19 protein-coding genes are annotated in these 16816 nt (G+C 64.0%); 16 read left to right on the forward strand and 3 right to left on the reverse strand.

What is annotated here, in order from left to right; translation table 11 throughout:
- The 5 genes from motD to JKP78_RS21650 all read left to right on the forward strand — a co-directional run bounded on the left by motD (position 1) and on the right by JKP78_RS21650 (position 3671).
- Positions 1-858: a flagellar motor protein MotD gene (gene motD, locus JKP78_RS21630; RefSeq protein WP_170031080.1), complete on the forward strand. Its 858-nt coding sequence runs from the start codon at positions 1-3 to the stop codon at positions 856-858.
- A gap of 216 nt (positions 859-1074) precedes the next feature.
- Positions 1075-1863, forward strand: a complete 789-nt coding sequence (locus tag JKP78_RS21635) for a ParA family protein (protein ID WP_186688811.1) — start codon at positions 1075-1077, stop codon at positions 1861-1863.
- Positions 1863-2753, forward strand: a complete 891-nt coding sequence (locus JKP78_RS21640) for a CheW domain-containing protein (RefSeq protein ID WP_200627564.1) — start codon at positions 1863-1865, stop codon at positions 2751-2753. Before JKP78_RS21635 ends, JKP78_RS21640 begins: the two co-directional genes overlap by 1 nt.
- A gap of 41 nt (positions 2754-2794) precedes the next feature.
- Positions 2795-3274, forward strand: coding sequence for a chemotaxis protein CheW (locus JKP78_RS21645; protein WP_003254393.1), 480 nt, complete (start codon positions 2795-2797; stop codon positions 3272-3274).
- Position 3275: 1 nt separating this feature from the next.
- Positions 3276-3671: a DUF2802 domain-containing protein gene (locus JKP78_RS21650; protein ID WP_186688817.1), complete on the forward strand. Its 396-nt coding sequence runs from the start codon at positions 3276-3278 to the stop codon at positions 3669-3671.
- 34 nt (positions 3672-3705) lie between these two features.
- Here JKP78_RS21650 and JKP78_RS21655 read toward each other — a convergent pair whose 3' ends face one another.
- The 3 genes from JKP78_RS21655 to fliK form a co-directional block, all read right to left on the reverse strand.
- Entirely contained in the window at positions 3706-6414 is a 2709-nt protein-coding gene (locus tag JKP78_RS21655) for a dermonecrotic toxin domain-containing protein (protein WP_200627565.1), read from the reverse strand.
- A gap of 69 nt (positions 6415-6483) precedes the next feature.
- Positions 6484-6825 (reverse strand): EscU/YscU/HrcU family type III secretion system export apparatus switch protein, encoded by a 342-nt coding sequence (locus tag JKP78_RS21660; RefSeq protein ID WP_186688833.1) that lies wholly within the window; start codon positions 6823-6825, stop codon positions 6484-6486.
- Positions 6822-8381 carry a flagellar hook-length control protein FliK gene (gene fliK, locus JKP78_RS21665; RefSeq protein ID WP_186688835.1) on the reverse strand — a complete coding sequence of 520 codons (1560 nt, stop codon included), beginning with the start codon at positions 8379-8381 and terminating at the stop codon, positions 6822-6824. The genes JKP78_RS21660 and fliK overlap by 4 nt, the downstream gene beginning before the upstream one ends.
- Positions 8382-8513: 132 nt before the next feature.
- Here fliK and ccmA point away from each other — a divergent pair, with 132 nt between their 5' ends.
- From ccmA to JKP78_RS21720, 11 genes are all read left to right on the forward strand, one after another.
- Positions 8514-9146 carry a cytochrome c biogenesis heme-transporting ATPase CcmA gene (gene ccmA / locus JKP78_RS21670; protein WP_170031064.1) on the forward strand — a complete coding sequence of 211 codons (633 nt, stop codon included), beginning with the start codon at positions 8514-8516 and terminating at the stop codon, positions 9144-9146.
- Positions 9143-9811, forward strand: coding sequence for a heme exporter protein CcmB (ccmB, locus tag JKP78_RS21675; protein ID WP_186688837.1), 669 nt, complete (start codon positions 9143-9145; stop codon positions 9809-9811). Before ccmA ends, ccmB begins: the two co-directional genes overlap by 4 nt.
- Positions 9812-9857: 46 nt before the next feature.
- Positions 9858-10625: a heme ABC transporter permease gene (locus tag JKP78_RS21680; protein WP_186688839.1), complete on the forward strand. Its 768-nt coding sequence runs from the start codon at positions 9858-9860 to the stop codon at positions 10623-10625.
- The gene (ccmD, locus tag JKP78_RS21685; RefSeq protein ID WP_186688840.1) at positions 10622-10798 is read left to right on the forward strand and encodes a heme exporter protein CcmD; all 177 of its coding nucleotides are present in this window, start codon (positions 10622-10624) and stop codon (positions 10796-10798) included. Before JKP78_RS21680 ends, ccmD begins: the two co-directional genes overlap by 4 nt.
- On the forward strand, positions 10795-11250 hold the full coding sequence (ccmE, locus tag JKP78_RS21690; RefSeq protein ID WP_170031058.1) for a cytochrome c maturation protein CcmE: 456 nt from the start codon (positions 10795-10797) through the stop codon (positions 11248-11250). Before ccmD ends, ccmE begins: the two co-directional genes overlap by 4 nt.
- Before the next feature lie 11 nt (positions 11251-11261).
- Positions 11262-13235, forward strand: coding sequence for a heme lyase CcmF/NrfE family subunit (locus JKP78_RS21695; RefSeq protein WP_170034239.1), 1974 nt, complete (start codon positions 11262-11264; stop codon positions 13233-13235).
- Positions 13232-13768 carry a DsbE family thiol:disulfide interchange protein gene (locus tag JKP78_RS21700; RefSeq protein WP_186679782.1) on the forward strand — a complete coding sequence of 179 codons (537 nt, stop codon included), beginning with the start codon at positions 13232-13234 and terminating at the stop codon, positions 13766-13768. The genes JKP78_RS21695 and JKP78_RS21700 overlap by 4 nt, the downstream gene beginning before the upstream one ends.
- On the forward strand, positions 13765-14241 hold the full coding sequence (locus JKP78_RS21705) for a cytochrome c-type biogenesis protein (RefSeq protein ID WP_170031054.1): 477 nt from the start codon (positions 13765-13767) through the stop codon (positions 14239-14241). Before JKP78_RS21700 ends, JKP78_RS21705 begins: the two co-directional genes overlap by 4 nt.
- Entirely contained in the window at positions 14234-15430 is a 1197-nt protein-coding gene (gene ccmI / locus JKP78_RS21710; RefSeq protein ID WP_200627566.1) for a c-type cytochrome biogenesis protein CcmI, read from the forward strand. The genes JKP78_RS21705 and ccmI overlap by 8 nt, the downstream gene beginning before the upstream one ends.
- 12 nt (positions 15431-15442) lie before the next feature.
- Positions 15443-15859 carry a hypothetical protein gene (locus JKP78_RS21715; protein ID WP_186688855.1) on the forward strand — a complete coding sequence of 139 codons (417 nt, stop codon included), beginning with the start codon at positions 15443-15445 and terminating at the stop codon, positions 15857-15859.
- A 625-nt stretch (positions 15860-16484) separates the two neighbouring features.
- Positions 16485-16787, forward strand: coding sequence for a hypothetical protein (locus JKP78_RS21720; protein ID WP_200627567.1), 303 nt, complete (start codon positions 16485-16487; stop codon positions 16785-16787).
- The last annotated feature ends 29 nt before the right edge of the window (positions 16788-16816 follow it).

A 16816-nucleotide genomic window follows, 5' to 3' on the forward strand; every position in this document is an offset into this window, starting at 1 on the left:
ATGCGTCGCCGTCGTCATGCCGAGGAACACGAGAACCACGAACGCTGGCTGGTGTCGTACGCCGACTTCATCACCTTGCTGTTCGCCTTCTTCGTGGTGATGTATTCGATTTCCTCGATCAACGAGGGCAAGTACAAAGTCATTTCCCAGGCCTTGCTCGGGGTGTTCAACGACCCCGAACGCAGCATGAAGCCGATCCCCATCGGCGACGAGCGGCCGCTGAGCGTGCGCCCGGCCGAGCCGCTGGTCAAGGACAGCGAACAGACCGATGCCGCTCTGGCGGCGAGCACTGCCGACCCGCTGAAAACCATCAGCGATGACGTGCGCGATGCCTTTGGCGACCTCATCAGCAGCGACCAGATGACCGTGCGCGGCAATGAATTGTGGATCGAGATCGAACTCAATTCCTCGTTGCTGTTCGGCAGCGGCGATGCCATGCCCAGCGACAAGGCATTCGCCATCATCGAAAAGGTGGCCGGGATTCTCAAGCCGTTCGCCAACCCGGTGCACGTCGAAGGCTTCACCGACAACCTGCCGATCCGCACGGCACAGTACCCGACCAACTGGGAGCTGTCGTCGGCACGCGCGGCGAGCATCGTGCGCCTGCTGGCCATGGAAGGGGTCGACCCGGCACGCATGGCCTCGGTGGGCTACGGCGAGTACCAGCCGGTGGCCAGCAACGACACGGCCGAAGGCCGCGCGCGCAACCGCCGGGTGGTGCTGGTGATTTCCCGTAACCTCGAAGTACGCCGCAGCCTGACCGGTTCAGGTAGCGCCAATGCCAAGCCGGATGCGGCATTGCGCCGGGCTGGCACACAAAGTGCACCGGCAACGCCAGCAACGGTGGCGGGGCAGTGATCCGTCAATTCCCCGACGCTGCCAAATAGTTGAATGTAGCGCGGTCCCCTGTGGGAGCGGGTCCACCCGCGAAGAAGGCGACACGGTACATGGCACCGGCTGCGCCGGTGTTCGCGGGTAAACCCGCTCCCACACTGATCGCGCGAGCTTTCAGATGTTCAGCAAGACAGTTGCCCCAGCAGTGTTCCTGCCAAATCAATAGATAGAGTTTGCTTGATGAGAGTCTGGGCAGTAGCCAATCAAAAAGGTGGTGTCGGCAAGACCACCACCACCATCGCCCTGGCCGGCCTGCTGGCCGAGGCCGGCAAGCGCGTGGTCGTCGTCGACCTAGACCCGCACGGGTCGATGACCAGTTACTTCGGGCACAACCCGGATGCCCTGGAGCACAGCTGCTACGACCTGTTCCTGCACAAGGGCGCCGTGCCCGAGGGCTTGCCCGGACAATTGCTGCTGCCCACCAGTGACGAGCGTATTTCGCTGTTGCCGTCGAGCACCGCGCTGGCCGTGCTGGAGCGTCAGTCGCCGGGGCAGAATGGCTTGGGCCTGGTAATCGCCAAGAGTCTGGCGCAGCTGTGGCAGGATTTCGACTTTGCCCTGATCGACAGCCCGCCCTTGCTCGGCGTGCTGATGGTCAATGCCCTGGCCGCCAGCCAGCAGCTGGTGATCCCGGTGCAAACCGAGTTTCTCGCAGTCAAGGGCCTGGAGCGCATGGTCGGCACCCTGGGCATGGTCAATCGCTCCCGCAAACAGGCGCTGCCGTACCAGATCGTGCCGACCCTGTTCGACCGTCGTACCCAGGCCTCGCTGGGCACGCTCAAGCAGTTGCGTGACAGTTACGGCCAGCATGTGTGGCAAGGTTACATCCCGGTAGATACGCGCCTGCGTGATGCCAGCCGCAAGGGCGTCACGCCCTCGCAATTCGACAGCAAGAGCCGTGGCCTGGTGGCCTACCGCGCGTTGCTCAAGCACCTGCTGACTTACAAGACTGCGGCGCAGGTGGCTTGATGACCCAGACCAAGACAACCAGCAGCCGGCCGCAGATGGCCCTGCAATCCTACCTTGACGGTCTGTTGCAGGATGCCACCGAGGCCGCAGACCTGCTCGTTGCGCCCGCCGTGGCGGACGAGTTCGCCGACGCGGTGCGCGAAGAACAGGCACGCGATGCCCGGCAACAGGCCCGGCCCGCACCGCTCGAGACCATCGCCAGCCCGGCGCTACGGCCTTTCGCCGAGCCCACGCCGGCGGTGTTGCCCAACGTGATTCCGGTTGAAGCCCCGGTCGTGTCAGTGGTCGAGCGGGAAGTCGTAGCCGAGGCCAGTATCCCGCTGCTGGTCGAACAACCCACCGTGGTGGCGATGCCCTTGGTGGATGTGCATTTGCCGGGGCCTGACCTACCCGTGCCGCCGAGCACCGTCGATGGCCGACCGGCCTGGGCGGCCGAGCCATTCGAATGCCTGCTGTTCGACGTGGCCGGCCTGACCCTGGCGGTGCCACTGGTATGCCTGGGCTCGATCTACTCCCTGGCCGGCCAGGAGCTGACGCCCTTGTTCGGCCAGCCTGACTGGTTCCTGGGCATCCTGACCTGCCAGGCCGGCAACCTGAAGGTGCTGGACACGGCGCGTTGGGTCATGCCTGACCGCTACCGCGATGATTTTCGCCAGGGCCTGCAGTACGTGATTTCCGTGCAGGGCTATGAATGGGGGCTGGCCGTGCACCAGGTCAGCCGCTCGTTGCGCCTGGACCCGTCCGAGATCAAGTGGCGTAGCCAGCGTGGCCAGCGCCCGTGGTTGGCCGGCACGGTTATCGAACACATGTGTGCATTGCTCGACGTCGCTGCATTGGCCGAACTGATCGCCAGCGGTGCAGCCAAGCAGTTGCATGCGAAACAGAAATGACACCGAACACACCGCCAGTGGCGGATATTGAGGGTAGGGGAATGAAAAAGTCGTCTGCACAAGGTTCCGAAGATCCGATCCTGCAATGGGTTACCTTCCGTCTGGACAACGAGTCCTACGGCATCAACGTGATGCAGGTGCAGGAAGTGTTGCGCTACACCGAGATCGCCCCGGTGCCGGGTGCGCCAAGCTACGTGCTGGGCATCATCAACCTGCGCGGCAACGTGGTGACGGTGATCGACACCCGTCAGCGCTTTGGCCTGATGCCGACCGAAGTCACCGACAATACCCGCATCGTCATCATCGAGGCCGACAAGCAAGTGGTCGGCATCCTGGTCGACAGCGTGGCCGAGGTGGTGTACCTGCGCCAGTCCGAGATCGAGACCGCGCCGAACGTGGGCAACGAGGAATCGGCCAAGTTCATCCAGGGCGTGTGCAACAAGAACGGTGAGCTGCTGATCCTGGTTGAACTGGACAAGATGATGACCGAGGAAGAGTGGTCCGAGCTGGAGAATATCTGAGTTGATCCTCGAGGTTGCTGTCATCTTCCTGGCGCTGGCCTGGGCTGCGAGCCTGTGGTTTTTCCTCAACTACAGCAAGCGCCAGCGGGAGCTTGCCGCCCAACAGGCCGTGGGTGATGCGCTGCGTGACCAGCGCATCAAGGACCTGGCCAAGCGCCTGGACGACTACCAGAACGGTAGCGTGCGCATGGGCGAGGCGCTGCATGCGTTGAGCGTGTCGGTTGCGTCGCTGCCGGACCGGATCCAGCAGCTGGAGCAACGCGACCCCGGAAACGTCACTTTCACCCAGGCCGCCAAGCTGGTGGGCATGGGGGCCAGCGTCGCCGAACTGACCGAAAGCTGCGGTCTGACCCAGGCTGAGGCCGAACTGATGAGCAAGCTGCACCGCAACGGTTGATGAAACGGGCGACGCAACTCGCCCGTTTTTACCCTTACGGCCTGCTCCACGAATGATTGCCTCCCACCTTGGCGAAGCGGTTGAGTGGTAGCAGCGTGCGCACTGCCGCCTGGCTTTGCGGCAGGTCGACGAACCGGTAGGCGTTGACCCGTGGTACGCAGTACAGGTTGAGGATCTGCCGCAAGGTGCGTAGCGCCGGCAAGTGGCGATCGACCACATCGCTGAGCATGGCCGGGCCGGTCATGCGGCTGAGGCGGTTGGCATACCGGTAGAAGTTCGCTGGGTCATCGGCCAGGCTGGGCCTGCTGTCATAGAAGTCTTGGTTGAGCTGGTAGCGTGCAAGCATTTCTTCGGAAATGGCTTCCAGGGTCGGGTTGCCGGCGTGGCTGCCGATCAGGCTGGTGTTGTACAGGCAGTTCATGCCCATTTTCTCGTTGGACATGGGGGGGGCCAGCAGCAGGCCGTCGCGGGTAGTGCATAGTTCGACTTGGTCAATGGTTTCGCCAGTGTCCAGCAGAGTGTCGTCAACATCCATGTACAGGCCCCCTTCGTGATGCAGCATCGGGTAGCGTAGAACGTCGGAGGCAGAGGCATAGTTGCTGGCAATGCCACCATTGCCATCCAGCGCGGCGTCGTACTGGGCATAATATCTGCTTTGGCGAAATGCCCTGAAGAAGGCTTGTTCTTCCAGCGGCAGCACTTGCAGATCAGGGGCTTGCTCAGCCAGCAGGCGCAGGTTTTCGGTATAGGCTTCGGGGGCGGCACTGGAAAGGAACAGGCGCAGGGTGTACTCGCTGTTTCCAAGCCTGACAGCATTCCTGCCCAGGTTGGCCAGCAGTTCGGGAGCGATGACCTTGTCGCCTACCCAGAGGCAAGACACCTGCTTGGGAATCGCCTGGCTTTCGGTGGCCAATGGCGGGATCCGCACTGGCAGCGCCAGATCAATGCCCAGCGCGCGCAAGCTACGGCTGCGCATGGCGTTGGTGACTGTCCGAGGGCTGCGCACGGGCTGCAGGTCCCTGCTTCCAACCCTTGCGACATAGCCGACTGGCTCGACCTCATTCAGGTCTTCCTCGCGAATGAATACATCGCGCTCCAAGTCATAGACTACCCGTGCGTTATAGGTATCGATACTGGCATCGAGATTATCGACACCGCCGGTGTAGAGCGGCGTGCGGATAACCGAATCGGCAATGGCCTGGTCGCCTCCCGGCAGTGGCGTAATGGGCTCATGGGTATGGAAGTAGCGCGCCCCTTCAGGCTCAGGGAACCGAGGTGGCGAGACTGGGCTCAATGGGTAACCGATCTGCTCGTTCAGCCGTACTGGTGCTATGAAACCTTCGGTTTTGAATTCGAACAGTGCCTTGGCCCTGGTGGCGCCGGCGATGGCCAGCGGCACGGCATTGAACAGGCCCCAGGTGATATTGCCGACACCGGCTTCCTGGTCCTTCGACGACTTGCCATTGATTGCCTGGTCCAACCCCAGGCCCAGCTGCGCGATGCCACCCACGGCCAACAACGGTGCCAGGCCTGGCACTACCAGGCACAACGGCGCCAGCAGATTTAGCGTCGTGGTCAGGTAACCGAGCCATCGGGCCTTGCTGATCTGGCTATCACGGGTGATGAGGAAGTCGGCGTCATCGTAACTGCGCTGGCGTTGGCGTTCGGCCAATGCCTGGAACAGGTCGCCGGTTATCCTCGGGTTGTACTTGCCTGGCCGGTAGTTGACGTAGGTTCGTGGTGGCCAGGTGCCGTCGTCGTTGAAGTAGCCGTGTTCGGGTGGCAGCCGATGGCTGGAGGGGTATTCCGCCAGGCCTTCCAGGGCAGTGTCCAGGCCGCTGAAGTCAAGGCCTTGCGGGCAGTCGGCCAGGCGGAAGTGCTGCTTCAGGGCCAAGCGCCTGGCAGGCTCCTTGCATTGGTGCCCGATCCAGTCCTTCATGGCGTTTTCGCTGGCGAATTCCAGCAGCGGCGAACTGTTGCCGGGTATATACAACAGGGTCAGGTCGCTGGCCTTGTCATTCAGGTAGAGGATGTCGGTGGCGGCGTAGCCATAGATGCTCAGGGTGCTCAGGCGCAACTTGCCGCCGCGCGGCATCAGCCCTGCGGCTTGCCATGCCAGCTTCCTGGCCGCTTCGCTGAGGCTGCCTTCGGCGACCTGGCTGTTGCAGGCGGCAATGAAGTTGAGCTTGCTGACCAGACGGTGATCGGGCAAATGGTCGCGCCAGTAGCGGTCGAGCTGCGCCTTGAACGGCGCATGGAAATCCAGTTCGTGGATGAATTGCTGGAAGGCCTCGGCAGCGATCGGCAGGTGCGTCGAGGCGTCATAACGTTGTGGCCTGGTGCGGCGGAACAGGCCATTGAACACCGAGTAGGCGGCGCCATAGTGATTGAAGCCAGGCGCTGGCAGGGTTTCGACCAGCTGCAGTGGGCCATCGGGCAGCCTGCCAGCCCACGGCGCGGCAAACAGGGCACCGAACAGATCGTTGTTGGATTCCCCTTGCCAGTTGCTCAGCAATGCCTGTGGCAAGCTGAGGCATTGGATAATGGCGGCCAGGTAGCCGCCGCTGGCATCGGCGCGGTAGTGCAGGGTCACGACATCGATCTGTTCGGGGGCGACGTCATGGCCTTGCTGCCTGAGCCATTGACGGATTGCCCGGCTGGCTTCACGGTCCGGGCGGGGGATATGGGTGAGATGATCGCGGACGTAATTCACGCCGGCGGTGTTGATGCGGCTGGTGGACATGCTATTCGCCTTGCTCGTTGGAAAGAGCGGCAAGGCTGAATGCCTGGCGCGAGCAGAGGTGGTAGATAACTACCGGCGCTGATCCGCAGGCAACACGGCGGCTACCGGGGTGATATCGCGGGGCGCGCCGGGTTCGTCGCTGAAGCCGGCGGGTACCTTGCCGCGTAACTGCCAGGCGAAAGCGATGATTTCGGCAATGGTCAGGTACAGGGCCTCGGGGATCTGCTCGCCCAGCTCCAGGCGCGCCAGCAGTTGCACCAGTTCGGCGTTTTCGTAGATCGGCACTTCATGTTCGCGGGCCAGAGCCAGGATTGCCTCGGCCAGGTCGTCGTCACCCTTGGCGGTCAGGGTCGGTGCTTGCTCGCCGTCGTAGCTCAAGGCGATGGCCTGGCGCGGTTGTCTGTCGATCATGCGGTCTCGTCTACCCAGCGTTGTTCGATGCGCGTGTGCGGGCCCTGTGGCGGGATGCCCGGTCGGCATTCCAGGTCGCCGACCTCCAGGCCACGTGCCAGCAGGCGGGCACGCAAGTCGCCGAGCTGGCTCTCGATCAGCCGTGCGGTCTGTTCGCGCTCGGCCCACAATTGGCCGCAGAGGCGTCCCTGTGCCAGCTGCGCCTGGACCTGCAGCGGGCCCAGCGGGGCCAGGTCGAAGGCCAGGTCGACCCGCCACAGTGCTTGCAGCGGGTCGGGCTGTTCACGCTGCTGGCGTTCGGCCTGTTGTTCCGGGGTTTCTTCGCGCTGCAGCTTCACTTGCAGGGGGATGAACTCCTGCCCGTGGCGGACCGGGACTTCGGTCTGCCAGGTAGTCTGCAGGTTGCCGTTTTCCAGCGTGCCGGATTGTTGCAGGCTGCTCAGCGCGTGGCTCTGCAGGCGCGAGATGGCAGCAGCAGCCAGGCGCAGCAACTGTTGCAGGTCGCCTTCGTTTTCCATGGCCTGGAGCAAACGCGATGGCAGCGGGAAGGCACCCGGCGGTGTCCGTGGGCTGACCCGGTCGAGCATGCCCAGCGCGCTGCGAGCCATGGCCGGCAGTGCCTGGGCCAGGGTCGCCGTGGCGATTACCGGGTTGGCCGGGGCATTGACCGATGCCTGGGCTACCAGTCGCACCAGTTGCGCCTTGAGGTCGGTGGCCACGCTGGCGCTCAGGCCGCCGAGCAGTTTGCCCTCGAGGAAGACACCGCTGTTGCTGATGGCCTGGGCAAGCGTTTTGCCGTCACTGAGCTGGCGGGCATCCGCCAGGCTGGCGAGCAGGGTATTGGCGGTACTGCGTAGCTCGCTATCGCTGCCCTGGCCGTTGGCAATCTGCTGCAAGGCGTTCAGCAGGCCGGGCAGGGACGCCTGCCTGCCTTGCTGGGTGAGCAGCTGCTGGGCGATGTTCAATTGTTCCTGGCGACCGCTCAGCGGTACGAAGCGCAGCGACTGGTCACCTTGGACCACGGCGCTGAGCAGGCTGCCGACCGGCAGCGGGCGCGGGCTGTCGATGGTCAGGATGGCACCGGCCTGGGCGCTGTTGAGCAGGCTGACCAACGAGCGGAAGCTGGCTGTTTCGCCCGCCTGCACCGGCAGTGGCTGGTTGGTCAGCACCTTGCCTTGCAGCAGGGTACCGACGGCCACCTGGCGGGTGTCGAGCCGCGTCAGGGTGGCGATATTGCTGGCGTTGGCCTGTTGCACGAGGATGGCCAGGCGATTGCTTTCAGGCTGGCTGACTGTGACCTGGCTACCTTGCGGAATCGGCTGGCTGGCAGTGGCCTGGACCTGAGTCTGGCTGCCGTTGGCCTGGATCACCTGCAGCACCAGCTGGAAGGTGGTTCCGCTCTGGCGCATCGACAAGACCTCGGCCTGAGCGGCTTCGCCGGGCTTCAGCAGGCCCGGCTGGGGCTGGGCCAGGTCGAGCAGTGCAGCGGTCAGCTGGGCCTTGAGCGCCTGCGCATTGACCGCGGTTTGTGCGCCAAGACTATTGATTTCAGTCATGATTGTATACAACCTGTGGAGCCCGCCCTCTTGGCAGCGTGGCCGCACATGCAATAATGCAGGCCGCCCGCCCTAGCCAGTATAACGGCAGCAAGGGGGGCGACTTGAGAAGCATCTAGATAAGGCGAATCCGTGACCCTTCACCTCCAAGCCGTGGGCCTGGCCTGCGAGCGCGACTTGCGCCTGCTGTTCGAGCACCTCGATTTCGAGCTGCGCCCTGGCGACATGCTGCAGATCAGCGGCCCCAACGGCAGCGGCAAGACCAGCCTGCTGCGCCTGCTGGCCGGGCTGATGCAACCCACCGCCGGGCAGATCCTGCTGGGCGGGCAGCCGCTCGGCGAGCAGCGCCATGCCCTGGCCAGCATCCTGCTGTGGATCGGCCATGCGGCGGGCATCAAGGACCTGCTCACCGCGGAGGAGAACCTCAGCTGGCTCGGCGCCCTGCATCAGCCGGCCACCCCCGAGGCCATCTGGGCGGCACTCGCAGCGGTCGGCCTGCGCGGTTTCGAAGATGTGCCCTGCCACACCCTGTCGGCAGGCCAGCAGCGCCGCGTGGCGTTGGCCCGGCTGTACCTGGCCAGCCCGCCGCTATGGATCCTCGATGAACCTTTCACCGCCCTCGACAAGCAAGGCGTGGCGCAGCTTGAAGCGCACCTGGCGGCCCACTGCGAGCAGGGCGGCACGGTGGTGCTGACCACCCACCACACGCTGGCGCGCAAGCCATCCGGCTACCGTGAACTGAACCTGGGGCAATGGGCCGCATGAGCGTATTCATCCTGTTGTTGCGCCGCGAAGCGCGGCTGCTGTTCCGCCGCCCGGCCGAACTGGCCAACCCGCTGGTGTTCTTTGCCATCGTGGTGGCGTTGTTCCCGTTGGCGGTCGGCCCGGAAAGCCAATTGTTGCAAACCTTGTCGCCAGGCTTGGTCTGGGTGGCGGCACTGCTCGCGGTATTGCTGTCGCTGGACGGCCTGTTCCGCAGTGATTTCGAGGACGGCTCGCTGGAGCAATGGGTGCTGTCGCCGCATCCACTGGCGTTGCTGGTGCTGGCCAAGGTGCTGGCGCACTGGATCTTTTCCGGGCTGGCACTGGTATTGTTGGCGCCGCTGCTGGCGCTGATGCTGGGCCTGCCGAGCCAGTGCCTGGCGGTGCTGCTCGGTTCGCTGCTGCTGGGTACGCCAGTGCTGAGCCTGCTGGGCGCCGTCGGCGCGGCGCTGACGGTCGGGCTGAAGCGCGGTGGTTTGCTGCTGGCATTGCTGATTCTGCCGTTGTATATCCCTGTATTGATCCTGGGCAGTGGTGCGTTGCAAGCGGCGTTGCAAAATATGCCGGCAACCGGCTACCTGCTCTGGCTGGCCAGCCTCACGGCCCTGGCCGTGACCCTGGCACCCTTTGCGATAGCGGCCGGCCTGAAGATCAGCGTCGGCGAATAACGAGTCCCGGGCTTTCAAGCCCGGCCAATACCCTGGATGTACCCTGATGAAAATAAGCTGGACGTGGTTCCACAAGCTGGGCTCCCCCAAATGGTTCTATGCCATCAGCGGCCGCATGCTGCCGTGGCTTGCCGGCGCTGCCGTGCTGCTGCTGCTGGTCGGCATCACCTGGGGCCTGGCCTTCGCCCCCCAGGACTACCAGCAGGGCAACAGCTTCCGCATCATCTACATCCACGTGCCGGCGGCGATGCTGGCGCAATCCTGCTACGTGCTGCTGGCCGTGGCCGGGGTGGTGGGGCTGGTGTGGAAGATGAAACTGGCCGACGTCGCCCTGCAATGCGCCGCGCCCGTCGGTGCCTGGATGACCGCCGTGGCGCTGGTCACCGGCGCCATCTGGGGCAAGCCGACCTGGGGCAGCTGGTGGGTCTGGGATGCCCGGCTGACGTCCATGCTCATCCTGTTGTTCCTGTACTTCGGCATTATTGCGTTGGGCCAGGCGATCAGTAATCGTGACAGTGCCGCCAAGGCCTGTGCGGTGCTGGCGATTGTCGGTGTGGTGAACATCCCGATCATCAAATATTCGGTGGAGTGGTGGAACACCCTGCACCAGGGCGCCACCTTCACCCTCACGGAAAAGCCGGCGATGCCCGCCGAAATGTGGCTGCCACTGCTGTGCACGGCGCTGGGCTTCTACTGCTTCTTCGGTGCGGTGTTGTTGCTGCGCATGCGCCTTGAAGTGCTCAAACGTGAGGCGCGCGCCAGTTGGGTCAGGGAGGAAGTATTGAACAGCCTGGGGCAGAGGGCCGCGCCATGAGTTTTGCCACCTTCGGTGACTTTCTCGCCATGGGCCACCATGGCCTGTATGTGTGGACGGCCTATGGCGTCTGCCTGGCGGTGCTGGCGCTGAATGTTGCCGCACCCGTGCTGGCTCGTCGTCGCTATTTGCAAGATGAGGCGCGCCGTTTGCGCCGGGAGAACAACCAGTGAATCCGCAGCGCAAGAAACGCCTGTTGCTCATCGTCGGCCTGCTGGTCGGCGTCGGGGTTGCCGTCGGCTTTGCCTTGAGCGCATTGCAGCAGAACATCAACCTGTTCTACACCCCGACCCAGATCGCCAACGGCGAGGCACCGCTGGACACGCGCATTCGCGCTGGCGGCATGGTCGAGAAGGGCTCGGTGCAGCGTTCCGCCGATTCGCTCGACGTGCGCTTCGTGGTCACCGACTTCAACAAGTCCGTGCCGATCACCTACCGCGGCATCTTGCCGGACCTGTTCCGTGAAGGGCAGGGCATCGTCGCCCTCGGCAAGCTCAACGGCGACGGCGTGGTGGTCGCCGATGAAGTGCTGGCCAAGCACGACGAGAAGTACATGCCGCCCGAAGTGACCAAGGCCCTGAAGGAAAGCGGCCAGGCGGCTGGCGGCATGGAGGCCAGGCCATGAACGCGGCGCTGGTGATACCCGAGCTCGGCCAGCTGGCCATGATCCTGGCGATCTGCTTTGCCGCCGTGCAGGCCACGTTGCCACTGCTCGGCGCCTGGCGTAACGACAGCCTGTGGATGAGCCTGGCGCGCCCGGCGGCCTGGGGCCAGTTCGCGTTCCTGGCCTTTGCCTTCGCCTGCCTGACCCACGCGTTCATGACCGACAACTTCTCGGTCGCCTACGTGGCCAGCAACTCCAACAGCGCCCTGCCGTGGTACTACAAGTTCAGCGCCGTGTGGGGCGCCCATGAAGGCTCGTTGTTGCTCTGGGCGCTGATCCTCGGCGGCTGGACCTTCGCCGTGTCGATCTTCTCGCGCCAGCTGCCACAGGTGATGCTGGCGCGCGTGCTGGCGGTGATGGGCATGATCAGCGTCGGCTTCCTGAGCTTCCTGATCATCACCTCCAATCCGTTCCAGCGCCTGTTGCCGCAGGTGCCGAGCGATGGCCGCGATCTCAACCCGTTGCTGCAGGACTTCGGCCTGATCGTCCACCCGCCGATGCTGTACATGGGCTATGTCGGTTTCTCGGTGGCCTTTGCCTTCGCCATCGCCGCGCTGCTCGGTGGGCGCCTGGATGCCGCCTGGGCGCGCTGGTCGCGGCCGTGGACCATCGTCGCCTGGGCTTTCCTCGGCGTGGGTATCACCCTGGGTTCGTGGTGGGCCTATTACGAACTCGGTTGGGGCGGCTGGTGGTTCTGGGACCCGGTCGAGAACGCCTCGTTCATGCCCTGGCTGGTGGGCACCGCATTGATCCACTCGCTGGCGGTGACGGAAAAGCGCGGGGTGTTCAAGAGCTGGACCGTGCTGCTGGCGATTGCCGCGTTCTCGCTGAGCCTGCTGGGTACTTTCCTGGTCCGCTCCGGGGTGTTGACCTCGGTGCATGCGTTCGCCGCCGACCCGGCGCGTGGTGTGTTCATCCTGATCTTCCTGCTGTTCGTGGTCGGCGGTTCGCTGACCTTGTTCGCCGTGCGCGCGCCGGTGGTCAAGAGCCAGGTCGGCTTTGCCCTGTGGTCGCGGGAAACGTTGCTGCTGGCCAACAACCTGATTCTGGTGGTCGCTGCTTCGATGATCCTGCTCGGCACCTTGTACCCGTTGGTGCTCGACGCCCTCAGCGGGGCCAAGCTGTCGGTCGGCCCGCCATACTTCGATGCCTTGTTCCTGCCGTTGATGGCGCTGCTGATGGTGGTGCTGGGCGTGGGCGTGGTGGTGCGCTGGAAAGACACCCCGGGCAAGTGGCTGGCGAGCATGATGACCCCGGTATTGATCGGCAGCGCAGTGCTGGCGCCGCTCGCCGGCTTCATCGTCGATGATTTCGACTGGCCAGCGCTGAGCGCCTTCGCCCTGGCTGCCTGGGTGGTGCTCGGCGGGTTGCGCGACATCTTCGACAAGACCCGCCACAAAGGCCTGGTCAAAGGCGTGCTGGGCCTTTCGCGCAGCTACTGGGGCATGCAGCTGGCGCACCTGGGCCTGGCGGTGTGTGCCTTGGGCGTGGTGCTGTCGAGCAACAACAGCGCCGAGCGCGACCTGCGCATGGCGCCGGGCGAAAGCGTCGAGCTGGGCGGTTATCACTTCCTGTTCGAAGGCGCCAGGCACTACGAAGGGCCGAACTTCATCTCCGACAAGGGCACCATCGTGGTCAGCCGCGATGGCCGCGAAGTGACCACCCTGCACCCGGAAAAGCGCCTGTACAGCGTGCAGCAGTCGATGATGACCGAAGCCGGCATCGACGCCGGCTTCACCCGCGACCTGTATGTTGCCCTTGGCGAGCCGCTGGAAAACGGCGCCTGGGCAGTACGCGTGCATATCAAGCCTTATGTCCGCTGGATCTGGCTGGGCGGTCTGCTGACCGGCCTGGGCGGGTTGCTGGCGGCCCTCGACCGGCGCTACCGCGTCAAGGTCAAGACCCGGGTGCGTGAAGCCCTGGGCGTATCTGGAGCAGCTGCATGAAGCGTTGGATCATGGTGGTGCCATTGGTGGTGTTCCTGCTGATGGCGGTTGTCCTCTACAAGGGGCTGTTCCTCAAGCCCGACGAGCTGCCGTCGGCGATGATCGGCAAGCCGTTCCCGGCGTTTTCCCTGGCCTCGACCCAAGGCGACCGTACCCTGACCCAGGCTGACTTGCAGGGCCGCCCGGCGCTGGTCAACGTGTGGGCGACCTGGTGCCCGTCGTGCAAGGTCGAACACCCATACCTCAACCAGCTGGCCGAGCAGGGCGTGGTGATCCACGGCATCAACTACAAGGACGATAACGCCGCCGCACAGAAGTGGCTGGCCGAATTCCACAACCCGTACCAGTTGGACATCCGTGACGAACAGGGCAGCCTGGGCCTGGACCTGGGCGTGTACGGCGCGCCGGAAACCTTCCTGATCGACGCCAAGGGCATCATCCGCTACAAGCACGTCGGCATCGTCGATGCCAGCGTCTGGCGCGAACAGCTGGCACCGCTGTACCAAGGCCTGGTCGACGAGGCCAGGCCATGAAGCGCTGGTTGGCAGCGGCCGTGCTGGGCATGAGCCTGGCCGGTGTGGCCAAGGCGGCCATCGATACCTACCAGTTCCGCGATGACGCCGAGCGCGAGCGTTACCAGCAGCTGACCAAGGAACTGCGTTGCCCCAAGTGCCAGAACCAGGACATCGCCGACTCCAACGCACCGATCGCCGCCGACCTGCGCCGGGAAATCTTCCGCATGCTCGGTGAAGGCAAGAGCAACCAGCAGATCGTCGACTTCATGGTCGACCGCTATGGCGACTTCGTGCGCTACAAGCCGGCACTCAGTGGCCGCACCTGGTTGCTCTGGTTCGGCCCGGGGATTCTGCTGGTCGGTGGCTTCGTGGTGCTGGCGGTGATCGTGCGCCGTCGCCGTGGTTCGGCCACCCAGGCTGCGCAGGAGCTGTCCTTCGAAGAACGCGAGCGTCTCGCCAAACTGCTGGAAAAAGAACAGACCCATGACTGAATTCTGGCTTAGTGCGGGCCTGCTGCTGCTCGCTGCCATCGGCTTTCTGCTGATCCCGATCCTGCGTGGCCGTCGCCAGCAGCAGGAAGAAGACCGCACCGCCCTGAACGTGGCGCTGTACCAGGAGCGTATTGGCGAACTGGCGGCGCAGCAGGCCGCTGGCGTGCTTGACGACGCGCAGATGGCCAAGGGCCGTGACGAAGCCGCCCGCGAGCTGCTGGCGGACACAGAAGGTGCCGAACCTGCGCGTCAGGGCCACCTGGGCAAGGCGTTGCCAGTGCTGGTGGCGCTACTGGTGCCGCTGTTGGCGCTGGGGCTGTACCTGCATTTTGGCGCGGCGGACAAAGTGGCGCTGACCCAGGAATTCGCCGCGGCGCCCAAGTCGATGGAAGAGATGACGGCACGCCTGGAGCGGGTGGTGCAGGCCCAGCCGGATTCGGCCGAGGCGGTGTACTTCCTGGGGCGTGCCTATATGGCCGAACAGCGCCCGGCCGACGCCGCGCGTACCTTCGAGCGCGCCGTGACCTTGGCCGGGCGCCAGCCCGAATTGCTCGGGCAGTGGGCCCAGGCGTTGTACTTCGCTGCTGGCAAGCAATGGAGCCCGCAGGTGCAGGCGCTGACTGACGAAGCACTGAAAGCCGATCCCAGCGAAGTGACCAGCCTGGGGCTGCGTGGTATCGCTGCGTTCGAGGGCGAGCGTTACCAGGAAGCGATCGATTACTGGAAGCGCTTGCTGGCCCAACTGCCGGAAGGCGACGCATCGCGTGACGCACTGCAGGGCGGCATTGACCGCGCTGCCGAGCGCCTGGGCGGCTCGCCGGGCCAGGCCGCGCAAGCCGCGCCGGTGGTGGCGCGCCTGAAGGTGCGGGTGGAGCTGGCTGCGGCGTTGAAAGACAAGGTTCGGGCGAACGACACGGTGTTCATCTTCGCTCGCGCCAGCAATGGGCCGCCGATGCCGTTGGCGGCCAAGCGGGTGACGGTGGCGCAGTTGCCGATCGAGGTGGAATTGTCCGATGCTGACGCGATGATGCCGCAGATGAAACTGTCCGACTTTGCCGAAGTCCAACTGGTTGCACGTGTCTCGCGCGCTGGCCAGCCTACCCATGGCGAGTGGATTGGCCAGGGTGCGCCACTGCCCAGCGCCACGCAGGCCACCCAGCACCTGACCATCGACAGCCCCGACCCGTAAGAGAGCAATGCCATGCACAGCACCGTCCGCCTGACCCTGATCACCCTCGCCCTGGGTTTGTCTGCGTGTACGGTGCATGAACCGTACGAGCGGCCGGAGCCGCCGATCGAGCGGTTGCCGCAGCAGGGGCCGGTGGTCAAGCCGGTGCCGGGTGGGCAACCGTCCACTGCGCCGAGCAAGCCGGCGGCCATCCCCAAACCGATGCCGCGTACTTCGGCCAGCTTCGCGCCGCCGCCTGGCGGGGCGAGCCACTGGGATCCGAAACTGGGTGTATACGTACTTGAGAAGCAACCCAATACCTTCTACCGCCAGCGTACCTACTACCGGTTCGATAACGGCTGGAGTTGGTCGCTGAGCCCGAATGGGCCTTGGCAGGAAACGGACAGCAGTGGCGTACCGGGTGGCTTGGGACGCGCATTCGCGCAGTAGTTGCAGCGTTAACGTTGCTTTTGCTTTTGCTTTTTGCTCTTGCTTCTAAGCGCGCGATAGTTCAGGCGCCGCCGAATGCGACTTCAGGAGGCCGAGCGAAGGGCTTGCGGAGGGAGGTGACGGGCATGGATGCCCGTCAAGCGCTGAGGCCCCATGGATGGGGCCTGCAGCGCGTCCTCCCGGGAGCAAGCCCGTAGCGAGGGGACCCCGGAGCGCAGCGTAGGGGCCGGATGATGGGAGCCAGCGTTTTTTGGTTACTTTTTGTCGCGTTTGACAAAAAGTGACCCGCCGTAAGGGCGGAAAGGTGACTAAGCGCCACCTTTGAAAATGAATGTTGACCTTGTTGTTGAAGCCTACGCCTGAAAGCGAAAAGCGAAAAGATTGAAGCGGGATAGCGCTGGTTTTTATCGCGCGCAAAGTCCATTGGCGATGACGACGCTGACTCACCGTTTCGCCCTTACGGCGAGTCACTTTTTGCCAAACGCGGCAAAAAGTAACCAAAAAACGCTGCGCTCCCATCATCCGGCCCCTACGCTGCGCTTCGGGGTTCCCTCACTCCGGCCTTGCTCCCGGGAGGACGCGCTGCAGGCCCCATCCATGGGGCCTCAGCGCTTGACGGGCATCCATGCCCGTCACCTCCCTCCGCAAGGCCTACGTTCGGCCTCCTGAAGTCGCGAAAATCAAGATCAAGATCAAGATCAAGATCAAGATCAAGATCAAGATCAAGATCAAGATCAAGATCAAGATCAAGATCAAGATCAAGATCAAAAGCAGAGCAAGAGCAAGAGCAAGAGCAAGAGCAAGAGCAAGAGCAAGAGCAAGAGCAAGAGCAAGAGCACGAGCAAGAGCAAGACAGGGGCAGGAAGCCATGCTGAGCGGAACAGTGCAGTTCTGCCTCATTATTTCGGTTGACTGTACTGGTCGGTGATTCCGCATAATCCCACCTTGAACTGATCC

This window comes from Pseudomonas sp. LAM2023 (assembly GCF_016620375.1).
Classification (GTDB): Bacteria; Pseudomonadota; Gammaproteobacteria; order Pseudomonadales; family Pseudomonadaceae; genus Aquipseudomonas; species Aquipseudomonas anuradhapurensis.